Source organism: Streptomyces sp. NPDC001732 (assembly GCF_053596315.1).
On sequence record NZ_JBSFFY010000111.1, the window covers coordinates 1 to 11,540 of the forward strand.

The window sequence follows — 11,540 nt, forward strand, 5'->3', positions numbered from 1 at the left end:
CGGGCGGCGAACCGTGGACGATCGCCCCGGTCGGTCACCCGGTCGCCCCGGCGGAGTCGGTCATCCGGCGCATGATCAGCGCCTGCAGCACCGGTGCGTAGAGGTCCGCGAGGTGTTCGGGGTAGGCGCGGGAGTCGGTGGCGTCGCGGTGGAGACCGAGGGTGGCGCCGAGGCCGAGGAGGTGACCGGCGATCAGTTCGGCGCGCAACGCGGACTCGGGGCCGTGCAGGCGTGCGGTCAGGACGTCGGTGACCTGCTCGTGGAAGCAGTCGCGCAGCAGGGAGCGTTCGTCGCGGTTGCCGAGTGAGAAGACGACCCGCAGCAGGGGGCGGACTGCTGCTCCAGGCGACGGTCACCAGCGTCACCACCAGGTGCCGGCCCAGTACGCCGAGCGGCGCGTCGAAGAGCTCCGCGGCGGCGGGCCCGGGGAGGCGGAGGCGGCGACCTGATGCCCGCCTTTCCCGAGATCGCAGCTGCGGCTGCGGGCCTGCCCCGGGGTGGGGAGGCTTTCCGGGTGTGGACTGCCCCGGACGCTGGTCCAGCGGAACAGGCAGGCCGAGTCAGCCACCTGATGTGGCGTCAGCCCGCGACCCGGGTACGACCAGGCCGGTTTCGTATGCGATCACCACCGCGTGGGTCCGGTTCTGTGCGCCGAGCTTGGTCAGCACGTTCCCGACGTGGGTCTTCACCGTCTCCAGGCTCACCGTGAGCGACTCCGCGATCTCCGGGTTGGACAGGCCGGTGGCCATCAGGCGCAGCGCCTCCTTCTCCCGGCCCGTCAGCGCCGCCTGCGGCAGCGCCTCGGCGGAGCCCAGCGGGCGGGCGGTGACCATCTGGCGCAGGGCCGCCGGGAAGAGGATCGCCTCGCCCGCCACGACCCCCCGCGCTGATTCCGCGATCTTGGGGACCGGGAGCCGCTTGAGGACGAAGCCGCTGGCCCCGGCACTGAGTGCGGCGGTGACGTAGCCGTCGTTCTCGAAGGTGGTGATCACCACGACCTTCGGCGGTTCGGCCGGTTCGGCGAGGAGTTGCCGGGTTGCCTCGATGCCGTTGAGGCGCGGCATCCGCACGTCCATCAGGACCACGTCCGGCCGCAACTGCCGTGCCTGCTCGACCGCCTCGACGCCGTCGGCGGCCTCCCCGACCACTGCGATCCCCGGTTGCATCCCGAGCAGCGTGCGCAGACCGCTGCGGGTCACCTCGTCGTCGTCCGCGATCACGAGGGTGACAGGAGTGCTGCCGGAGGCGCCGGCGGCGCCAGTCGTGACGGCTGCGCTCGCGTCAGGGCTGGTCGTGACCGCTGCGCTCGCGTGTGGGCCGATCGTGCGGGCAAACGTACCGGCAGCCGGACCGCGAGCCGCCAGTGCTCCGGCCCGTCCGGGGCGGCCTCGATCTCGCCGTGCAGCAGCCGCACGCGCTCGGCGAGCCCCGGCAGGCCGTGCCCGGACGTCGGGAAGACACCCGCAGCCGGGCTCGTCCCCGTCCTGCTCCGGTTGACCACACTGAGTCCCAGCGTGTCCGGCGTGGCCACTGCCTCGACCCGGATCGGTCCGCCCGTGCCGTACCGCAGCGCGTTCGTCAGCCCCTCCTGCAGGATCCGGTACGCCGCCCGGGAGAGCGTTCCCCGCACCTGCGTGAAATCGCCCGACAGCTCCGGCTCCACCACCGCGCCCGCATGCCGCAACCGGTCGAGCAGCTCGGGCAGGTCGGCCAGGGTCCGGGTCGGCGCCGTCCCTGCCTGCTCCTCGCGCAGCATGCCCAGCACATGGTCCAGGTCCTCAAGGGCGGTCCGGGCCGACTCCTCGATGCTGCGCAGCGCGGCCCTCGCCGCCCCCGGGTCGGCGGACAGCACCTCGCCCGCGACCGCCGCCTGGATCGTGGTCGCGGTCAGCGTGTGCCCGATCGAGTCGTGCAGCTCGTGGGCCAGCCTGTTGCGTTCGGCAAGTCGCTGCTCCCGCTCCGCCATCAGCGCGAGCCGCTCGGCTGACGAAGGGCCCAGGAGCCTGGGCGCCAGCCACCGCAGCATGCTCGTCACCACCACGCACACGACCGCAGCGAGCAGCAGGCAGCAGAGCGCCACCACCCAGCTCTGCCATCCGCCGTCGGACCGCAGCGACCAACCGAACAGACTCAACCCGGCTTCGACGCCGAGCCAGTTTCCGGGGAGGGCAATCCCCATGAGAATCAGCACGCCGCTCGCCAGCGCTCCCGTCCACCCCAGCGCCACGTGCAGCAGCAGCCAGAAGGGAGTCCGCCAACGGCCCCTCAGAAGTTGACGGGCGAACGCGATCAGTGCCCGCCGTGTGGTGCGGGCAAGACCGACCGAGCCGATCAGCGCTGCCCAGACCGGGAGGACCAGGACGGCCTGCACTTCATAGGGAGCAGATGGCCACACCAGTGTCGGCAGCAGTGCGAAAGGCAGCAGCGGAAGGCTCGCCACCGCGCCGCAATAGGCGAATAGCGCACCCGAATATGTGGAGCCGCGCAGCAGCGGCCGGATTCCCTCGAACATGGCCAGGCCGGTATGACCGGACGGTCCACCGGCAGCCTCCCCCAATCGGGGGAGCGAATTCTCCCGCCTTTCCGCGATGCGCATCCGCGACGCCGGAAGCCAGGATCGTGCCCTGAACAGCTGGCCGGAGGACGTTTGATGAACACGCAAGGAATAGAGATGCCGCCGCATCACACAGCATCGGCCAACGGCCTGGCCGGGGCCGCCATGGTGCTCGGCGTCATCGGCTTGAGCACGTCGATCTTCTTCATCGGCGGCCTGTTCGGCGGCATCGCCCTGATCCTGGGCATCGTCGCCCTGACGACGGCCAAGCGGACCGGTAGCGGCCGGGCAAGGCCCTCACCGGTGTGGTGACGTCGGCCACCGCGATCGCGGTGCCCGTCCTGGTCGCCGTCGGCCTCCTCGCGGCCTCCCTTTCGGCGTTGACCCTCGCCGCGTTCAAGACATCCAACGCCCCCACCGCCAAGGACCCCCTGCGGCAGTACACGCAGCAGAAGGTCCAGTGGAAACACTGCGACGCGAAGGGCCCCGACACCTTTCAGTGCGCGACGCTCAAAGTGCCGCTGGACTGCAACGACCCCGGCGGCAAGACGATCGGCCCCGCGATATCCCGGCTGAAGGCGGGCAGCACGAAGGAACGCCGCGGCGTTCTGCTGCTCAACCCGGGCGGTCCCGGCGCGCCGGGACCGCATCTTCCTGTCGACCCGCTCATGAAGTTCCCCGCGGAAGTGAAGCGGCGGTACGACCTCGTCGGCTTCGACCCGAGGGGCGCCGCGCAGAGCTCTCCCGTCAGGTGCGGGCTGACCGCGGACGAACAGAGCGACGCTCCGTGCAAGGCGGAGACCTTCGCGAAGGACATGGACCGGGTGCATACGATCGCCGAGAAGCGCGGGGCCCTCACCGGTGACGACATCCGAGCCGACAACAGCACGTTCTTCCACGTCCAGAAGGCCGCCGAATGAATCGCCGCACCGAGGAAAGCGGCCGAGGGCAAGAACCCGACTCCGTCCGGCACACCCGGTCAGGACGAGGAGCCCGACGACAACTACGCCTCCATCGTCTGGTCCGTCATGTGCGCCGACACCCGCACCTGGTCGCACGAGCCCGAGCGGTACCGCCGCGAGGCGATCCGCGACAAGGCCCGGTATCCGCTGTACGGCGACTTCGCGGCCACCATCACACCATGCGCCTTCTGGAAGCGGGGCAGCGAGCCGCAGACCACGATCGACAACAAAGTCGGTGCTCTGATCACACAGAACGAGTGGGACTCCCAGACGCCGCTCTTCACCGGCCCGGCCATGCACCGGACCCTGCGAGGCTCCCGAATGCTCACCGTCACCGACGGCGAGGGACACGGCGTCCTCTACGCACCCGACGGCAGTCCCTGCGCAGACAAGGCCGCCACGGTCTACCTGACCACGGGCAGGCTCCCCGCCAAGGATCTGACCTGCCGGGCTACGGCCGCGCAGAAGTAGTAACCCCCCGCAACACCCCCGGGCTCCCCGGGAACGCACGACCGCGTCTGGCCCGAACGGCCCAGGGCGCGGGCGCGTCCGCGGACGTGACGTACGAATTCGTTGACGAGGCCGCCGGTGGTGGTCACTTGCTCGGCTCAGTGGTCAAGGGTCGGTGACGGGCCCCCGGGTTCGTGGGTGCCATGCTCGCGGCCGGCCCCGTCGGCTCTCTCGTTGCCGCTGGGGATCTACTGCTCAACCTGGAAGTTCTTACCCGCGGCCGGGACCACGGAGGCACCCGACATCGCGCTGAGGAGATCGGAAACTCCGCAATTTCCAATAGCCGGACCTGCCGATGGAAGCGGCCGGTGGAGGGCAGAGGATTCGCTCGGCGGATGGTGCCGGGTGGGTGCCGCCCGGGGACGGTGGGGGCGGGGGCGGTGCGTGCGGCTGTCGTCAACCGGCGGCGTCGGCGCCCGGACTTCCCGGAGCTGGCCGGCGTCGCCGACGAGAGCCCGAGGTTCGGGGCCGGAGCGGCCGAGAGCCGGCTGCGGGCCCATGGAAAACTTCCGACGGGGCTCACCGTCGTGTCCTGCAAAGGATCCAGACGGCGGCCGGCTGAACGAACCCTGTGCATTCCGGGGGCCGGTGACGCTGTAGGAGTACCACCAGGGGCCTGTACCGGCCCCTGGACCACGCGGAGCCGGAGCGCACCTTCCCGGTCGAGGTGTTCGACGGGCAGCTCCCGGAGACCCTGGCGACCATGTCGGTCGTCGACGAGTTGCAGCCCGCCCTGTCGGTGGGGCTGCACAACGCCGACACCGGCGGCTGCTTCCTGATGGCCTCGCGCCCGGAACCCGGCCCGGTCGGGGTGCTCGCCGGGGCCTCAGCTCGGGTGCCGGTCTCCGTCCCGCGCCTGTGCGGGGACGCTCCGCCCGGCGACGCCGTGTGATCCGCCGAGGGGACTGACCTCCGTTTGACAGAGTTCACGGCAACGAAATAGTTACATTAAGTGTCCGATTTGTTACTTTTCGCGATCGGCGTTGATCGTGTCATCCCTCCACGAATCCGCCACCACCCTCCACCCCATGCGAGGAACCCCACCGTGACCACGACTCCCACCCGTCCCACCGCCGTCCCGTCCGTCGAGCAGCTGCCCCAGCCGGAGCTGCGCGGGTCCACCGACATCCAGGGCAACGTCCTGGCCGCGTTCAACAAGGACTTCATGGACTTCCGCTACCTGCGCTTCCCGGATGCCGCCAAGGGCCGTGGCTGGCTCTCCGCGATCCTCAACACCGTCGCGACGACCAACGAGACGGAGGACTTCAACGAGCAGTTCTCGCTGGCCCGCCGGGCCTTCGGCCGCGATCCGTCGATCACTACCGTCCGCTGCGGGGTCTCCCTCACCTTCGAGGGCCTCGTGACGATCGCCAACAAGCCCGATCAGATCAAGAAGGACCTCAGCTCCTTCACGTCGTTCTGCGAGGGCGCGGCCGCACGGGCCGAGGATCTCGGGGACACCGGCGAGAGCGACCCCAGGACCTGGTTGTTCGGGGCCGGGACCGGCGACAAGGCCGTGCACGCGGTCCTCATCGTCGCCGCGGACACCGAGGCGCTGCTGAAGGAGAAGCTGAAGAACCTCGACACGGTCGAGCAGACCCACCAGATCACGCGCGTCCATGTGGACGAGGGCCGCACACTGAAGGGTGATCTGAAGGGGCACGAGCACTTCGGCTACAAGGACGGCATCTCCCAGCCCGGCGTCAAGGACTTCCACCGTGAGGACGCCGGCCGCAAGGGCTTCCGCGACAACCACGCCGGGACCGAGCTGATCGAACCCGGCGAGTTCGTCTTCGGCTACAAAAGCGAACAGGGCGACCGGAAGGCACCGGCGTGGATGAAGAACGGCTCCCTCCAGGTGGTGCGCCGCCTTCGCCAGGATGTCGCCGGCTGGAACACGGCCGTGGCGGAAGGCGTCAAGAACTTCACCGGGAACATGGACAGCAACCGGCTCGGTGCCTGTCTGGTCGGCCGGGCCAAGGACGGCACACCGCTCGCCCCGCCGTGCAGCGCCGTGACCGGCCTCGGCTCGGACCGGAACGGCTTCGACTACGCGAACGACCCCGTCGGCCGGCACACCCCCTGGGCCGCGCACATCCGCCGCACCCATCCGCGTGCCTTCGCAGGAATCGTCGACAAGAAGCCGAAGAGCCACCGCCTGATGCGCCGCGGCATTCCCTACGGCCCCGAGTTCAAAGGCAGCTCGGACGACGGCAAGGACCGCGGGCTGATCTTCGTCTGCTACGGCACCTCGCTGGAAGAGCAGTTCGAACTGGTCCAGCAGCACTGGTCCAACGACGACACCTTCACCCCCGGGGAAAGCCGGTCCGACCAGGAGGTCGCCAACGGCTTCGACAAGGTCACCGGCCTCGCCGGCAAGGCCTCGATCGAGCTCACGGACGGCACCTCCGGCACGGTCGACATGAAGCGCTTCGTCCGCACCACGGGCGCGCTCTACGCCTTCACCCCCTCGATCAGCACGCTGCGGCTGCTCGCCGAGGGCGAGGACCTCCCCAACAAGCCAGTCGGCTCCTGAGCGGCGAGGAGAAGCCATGAACGAGAGCCCCACCGTCGAAGGCACGGCCAACGACCGCGCCGGCCAGCAGACCTGCTGGCAGCTGGCCCGCGAGCTGCTGCTGGTCGGTCCGGACGACGAGGACCTGAAACTGCGCTACCTCGATGTCCTGATCAAGGAGGGCATCCCGGAGACCGACGAGCCCAAGGACGTGCTGATCGTCGGTGCGGGGATCGCCGGTCTGGTTGCCGGGAAGCTGCTCAAGGACGCCGGGCACAACGTCACCATCCTGGAGGCCAACGCCAACCGGGTCGGCGGGCGGATCAAGACCTTCCGCTCCATCGACGACGAGCAGGACGGCCCCTTCTACGACCCGGTGCAGTACGGGGAGGCCGGGGCGATGCGGCTGCCCAGCTTCCACCCACTCACCCTGGCCCTGGTCGACAGCCTCGGCCTGAAACGGCAGCTGTTCTACAACGTCGATGTCGATCCCGACACCGGCAACCAGAACACGCCCGTCCCGCCGGTGGTCTACGAGTCCTTCGAGAACGCCAAGGTCTGGAAGTACGGCGAGGACAGCCCGGACTTCCGCGAGCCGGTCAAGCGCTTCAACAGCTGGATCCGCACCAACCGGATCCAGGCCCGCCGCAACGAGTACGCTGCCGACCCGAGCAGCGTCAACGAGGGCTTCCACCTCACCGGCGACGAGGTGCGAATCACCGCCGGCGACATGGTCAACCAGGCGCTGGAGCCGGTCCGCGACTACTACTCGTACATCGAGAACGGCAAGCGGGTACGCAAGCCGTTCGCCGAGTGGCTGGACGGCTGGGCCCGGGTGATCCGCGACTTCGACGGCTACTCGATGGGCCGTTTCCTGCGCGAGTACGCGGGCTTCAGCGACGAGGCCGTCGAGGCGATCGGCACGATCGAGAACATGACCTCGCGGCTGCACCTGTCCTTCTTCCACACCTTCCTGGGCCGCAGCGACATCAACCCGGATGCCACCTACTGGGAGATCGACGGCGGCAGCTGGCAGCTGCCCTATGCCCTGGCCGAGGAGCTCCAGGACGAACTCGAAATGGGCGAGCGGATGATCCGGATGGAGTACTGGGACCCGCGCCGCGACGGCGGGGCCGGCCAGGACACCGGACCGAACGGGCCGCAGGTCGCCGTGCACACCGTGCCCGAGGACGACCCAGAGGCTGAACCCACGGTCTGGAAAGGTGACTTCGCGATCGTCACCGTCCCGTTCTCCGCGCTGCGGTTCGTCCAGGTCTCGCCCCCGTACTCGTACAAGAAGCGCCGGGCGATCATCGAGACGCACTACGACCAGGCGACCAAGGTGCTGCTGGAGTTTTCCCGCCGGTGGTGGGAGTTCACCGAGGCGGACTGGAAGGACGAGCTCGACTCCATCGACCCGGGCCTGTACGAGTACTACCAGCGGGCCGGCGAGGAGGATGCCGAGGCCGCCGCGCCGGCCACGCACAACGGGCATCGGCCGCCGCCCGATCCGCAGAGAATGCTGCTCGGCGCCCACCGGAGCGTGGACTCGAGCCGGATCAGCCAGGAGCAGCTGGAGGTCTTCCGGCACACCCCGCTGCGCCGCGCGAGCGTGCGCCCCGCCACCGACTGCTTCGGCGGCGGTTCGACCACCGACAACCCGAACCGTTTCATGTACTACCCCTCGCACTCAGTGCCCGGCAGCGACGGCGGCGGCGTGGTGCTGGCCAGCTACAGCTGGTCGGACGACGCGGCGCGCTGGGACTCGATGGCCGACGCCGAGCGGTACGTGTACGCGCTGCGCAACCTCCAGTCGGTGCACGGCCGGCGAATCGAGGTGTTCTACACCGGCTACGGCCAGACCCAGAGCTGGCTGCGCGACCCGTACGCCTTCGGCGAGGCGGCGGTGTACACCCCGCACCAGATGACCAGCTTCCATCTCGACGTGGTCAAACCGGAGGGACCGGTGCACTTCGCAGGCGAGCACGTCTCGCTCAAGCACGCCTGGATCGAGGGCGCGGTGGAGACCGCCGTCCGCGCGGCGATCGCCGTGCACGAAGCACCCGCGCCACCACCCCGCGCCAGACCGGAGATCCGGCCCGAGGTGCGGACCGGTCGCGCACGCAGAGTGGAGGTGTTGAGCCGATGAGCGACAACGTTGAATGGACCGTGGGCCGTTACCTGGCCACCAGACTGGAGCAGTTGGGCATCCGGTACCTGTTCGGGGTGCCGGGCGACCACCTCGGCCCGTTCCTGACGATCATGCACGCCACCACCGGGGTGCGCTGGGTCGGCACCCCGACCGAGATCGGTGGCGGCTACGCCGCCGACGCCTACGCCCGGGTGCGGGCCGCCGACGCGGACCTCGCCAAGGGCGAGCAGGGCGTCGCCGCCGTCGCGGTCACCTACGGCGTGGGCGCATTCAGCCTGCTCAACCCGATCGGCGGCGCGTACGTCGAGTACGTGCCGGTGATCGCGATCAATGCGGCGCCGTCGTACGAGCAGTGGCTCAACTACCAGGCGGTCGGCCTGCTCACCTCGCACATGAGCCAGCGCCGGGAGAGCAATCTGGAGGTCTACCGGCAGGTCACGGTGGACGCGCAGGTGATCTCCAACCCCGGGCTCGCGCCCTCGCAGATCGACAGCGCGATCACCGCCGGCCTGACCGAGCGCAGGCCGGTCTACCTGGAGGTGATGGACGACCTCTGGAATGCCCCGTGTGCCGCGCCGCAGGGCGAACTTCGTGGTCAGGAAAGGCCGTTCACCAAGAAGAACGAGGAAATGCTCGCCAAGGCCGTGGAGGCCTCGGTGAAGCTGGTCGAACGGCTCGGCACGCCGGTGCTGTGGGCGGGCGAGGAGATCGAGCGGAACCGCCTGGAACAGGAGCTGGTCTCGCTGGTGCAGCTGACCGGCATCCCGTTCTGCACGACCGTCGGTGCGAAGTCCGTGGTCTCCGAGAACACCCCGGGCTTCACGGGCGTCTACAACGGGAAGGCGAGCCTGCCGGAGGTGCGCAAGGCATTCAAGGCCGCCGGGTGCCGGATCGGCCTGGGCACCTGGTCGACGTCGAAGAACCTCGGGGGCGAGAAGTCGATCGGCGACGACTGGATCGTGGCCGCCCGCGAGGGCGTCAGCGTCGGCGCGCAGTACTTCCCGGACGTCCAGCTGGCGCGGTTCGTCCCGGCGCTGCGGGACGCGCTGGGTGCTGCTTTCGGCAAGCGGGCGTTCGAGACCGACCTCTTCGCGCGAGCCCACGCCAAGGACCGGCAGGTCCCGGCGAGCACGATCGCCTTCCTGACCGGTCTGAGCAGCACGGACCACCCCGAGGAGCTCACGTACGACGGGTTCTTCCAGCACATGAACGCCTTCCTGCTGAGCCAGGTGCAGGGCGACGGCCCGGAGGCCACCTCGCCGTTCACGGTGGTTTCGGACGCAGCGTTCGCACTGCTGGGGTCGATGAATCTACGGATGGCGGAGCGGGCGAGTTTCGTGGCGCAGAACAGCTGGCTGTCCATCGGCTACTCGGTCGGCGCGGCCACCGGGGTGGCGCTGGCCCGCCAGCAGCCCCTCAAGCGGCCGCTGGTGTTCGTCGGGGACGGCTCGTTCCAGGAGATCTGCCAGGAGCTGTCCACGCACGTGCGCCACCACCTGCGGCCGGTGGTCTTCGTCCTGGACAACGAGGGCTTCTACGGCATCGAGCAGATGCTGGTCAGCCCCTGCTATTACAAGCAGAAGCCGTCCGACGGGGCCGACTTCTACAACGTGCTGCACCCGTGGCAGTACGAGAAGCTGGCGGAAGTCTTCGGCTCGGAGAAGGACCGGATGCACGGGCGGGAGCTCACCACCCACACCGAGCTGGAGTCGCTGCTGCTCGACATCGCCGATCCGGGCAATGACATCAACCGCGCCCCGATCCTGGCCCGGGTCCGGCTTGACCGGCACGACTACCCTCGGGCACTCCAGTACAAGATCGACGAGCAGTGCAAGTAGCCGCCGTACGGCGCACCGGCCCCGGTCCTCGGACCGGGGCCGGTGCGCGCTGCGCCCGTGCCCAGTTGGAGAATCCCGTGTACTGCTGCGCTTCGCGTCTCCCTGGGATCCGGTGATGGTCGCGGAGTGGGTGTCCTTACGACGAATGGCTCCTCGGCCTGCCCTTCCGGAGCAGGCGCAGGCCCAGTGGCAGCGGAACCGGCAGGCGCGGCGGAGAAGCAGGACGGATATTCGGGACGGGCCACTTCGAGCGAACGAGCGGAAGGGGAAAGCATGAACGGCAGACTGGACGAGATCGCCGCCGATGCCGCCGAGTGGTGTTGTCACGTTGGTGAGGTGTTGATCGATCGAGGGCGCGTCAGGGCGTGGAGGGGTCGGGGCGCGGGGGGCCTGGGTCACGCCGCAGTGGGCAGGACGGTGACGCCGGTGATCTGGTCCCAGATGGCGAAGCGGACGGTCATCTCGGCTCGGTGGTCGGAGGCGGTCATCAGATGGCGGTGAGGGCGGAAGTGGGGCGAGATGCCGCTGAACGCGGCCAGGAACCGCTGGGCCCCGCCGACGCTGCGGAAGCCTTTCATGGCGCGTTCGCGCTGCCGGGTGGGCTGATGACTGTTCTCCGCCCGGTTGTTCAGGCTCTTGTGCGAGCGGTGTTCCTCCGAGGGCATGACTTCGCGATGCGCCGCGCCGTAGGAACGGAGCTTGTCGGTGACGACCACCCTCGGCACCGTACGGGTCTTCTGCATCAGGCAGCGGAAGAAGCGTCTTGCCGCGGCCTTGTCCCGCCGGTTCTGGACGAGGATGTCGAGGACGTTGCCGTCGGCGTCGACGGCCCGCCACAGGTACTTATGCTCGCCGTTGACCTTGATGAAGACCTCGTCCAGGTGCCATTTTTCCCCGGGCCGGGGCCGGGGCCGGGGCCGGGGCCGGCGGCGGCGTAGTCCGTTCGCGTAGGCCTGCCCAAACTTGGCGCACCAGCGGCGGAACGTCTCGTAGGAGACGGTCACGCCGC

At 69.3% G+C, this 11,540-nt stretch carries 11 protein-coding genes; 7 read left to right on the forward strand and 4 right to left on the reverse strand.

The window, feature by feature from the left end; translation table 11 throughout:
• Nucleotides 1-34: 34 nt before the first annotated feature.
• The 3 genes from ACWCXX_RS38945 to ACWCXX_RS38955 form a co-directional block, all read right to left on the reverse strand.
• Nucleotides 35-325, reverse strand: a complete 291-nt coding sequence (locus ACWCXX_RS38945; protein WP_451135748.1) for a TetR/AcrR family transcriptional regulator — start codon at nt 323-325, stop codon at nt 35-37.
• A gap of 235 nt (nt 326-560) precedes the next feature.
• A complete protein-coding gene (locus ACWCXX_RS38950; protein WP_451135750.1) occupies nt 561-1,199 on the reverse strand; it encodes a response regulator in 639 nt (212 codons plus the stop codon).
• Between the two features lie 17 nt (nt 1,200-1,216).
• Nucleotides 1,217-2,596, reverse strand: coding sequence for a sensor histidine kinase (locus tag ACWCXX_RS38955; protein WP_451135730.1), 1,380 nt, complete (start codon nt 2,594-2,596; stop codon nt 1,217-1,219).
• A gap of 75 nt (nt 2,597-2,671) precedes the next feature.
• On the opposite strand from ACWCXX_RS38955, the gene ACWCXX_RS38960 reads away from it, so the two are divergent.
• The 7 genes from ACWCXX_RS38960 to ACWCXX_RS38990 all read left to right on the forward strand — a co-directional run bounded on the left by ACWCXX_RS38960 (nt 2,672) and on the right by ACWCXX_RS38990 (nt 10,531).
• Nucleotides 2,672-2,866, forward strand: a complete 195-nt coding sequence (locus ACWCXX_RS38960) for a hypothetical protein (RefSeq protein ID WP_451135732.1) — start codon at nt 2,672-2,674, stop codon at nt 2,864-2,866.
• A complete protein-coding gene (locus tag ACWCXX_RS38965) occupies nt 2,863-3,474 on the forward strand; it encodes a hypothetical protein (protein WP_451135734.1) in 612 nt (203 codons plus the stop codon). Before ACWCXX_RS38960 ends, ACWCXX_RS38965 begins: the two co-directional genes overlap by 4 nt.
• Before the next feature lie 108 nt (nt 3,475-3,582).
• Nucleotides 3,583-3,987, forward strand: coding sequence for an alpha/beta hydrolase (locus ACWCXX_RS38970; protein WP_451135736.1), 405 nt, complete (start codon nt 3,583-3,585; stop codon nt 3,985-3,987).
• Nucleotides 3,988-4,693: 706 nt separating this feature from the next.
• A complete protein-coding gene (locus tag ACWCXX_RS38975) occupies nt 4,694-4,918 on the forward strand; it encodes a hypothetical protein (RefSeq protein ID WP_451135738.1) in 225 nt (74 codons plus the stop codon).
• A 153-nt stretch (nt 4,919-5,071) separates the two neighbouring features.
• Nucleotides 5,072-6,562 carry a Dyp-type peroxidase gene (locus ACWCXX_RS38980; RefSeq protein WP_451135740.1) on the forward strand — a complete coding sequence of 497 codons (1,491 nt, stop codon included), beginning with the start codon at nt 5,072-5,074 and terminating at the stop codon, nt 6,560-6,562.
• Nucleotides 6,563-6,578: 16 nt separating this feature from the next.
• On the forward strand, nt 6,579-8,690 hold the full coding sequence (locus ACWCXX_RS38985) for a flavin monoamine oxidase family protein (protein WP_451135742.1): 2,112 nt from the start codon (nt 6,579-6,581) through the stop codon (nt 8,688-8,690).
• Nucleotides 8,687-10,531, forward strand: coding sequence for an alpha-keto acid decarboxylase family protein (locus ACWCXX_RS38990; protein WP_451135744.1), 1,845 nt, complete (start codon nt 8,687-8,689; stop codon nt 10,529-10,531). The genes ACWCXX_RS38985 and ACWCXX_RS38990 overlap by 4 nt, the downstream gene beginning before the upstream one ends.
• Nucleotides 10,532-10,926: 395 nt before the next feature.
• Here ACWCXX_RS38990 and ACWCXX_RS38995 read toward each other — a convergent pair.
• Nucleotides 10,927-11,540 (reverse strand): IS6 family transposase (locus tag ACWCXX_RS38995; RefSeq protein ID WP_451135746.1); only part of this gene is annotated, 614 nt, incomplete at its 5' end.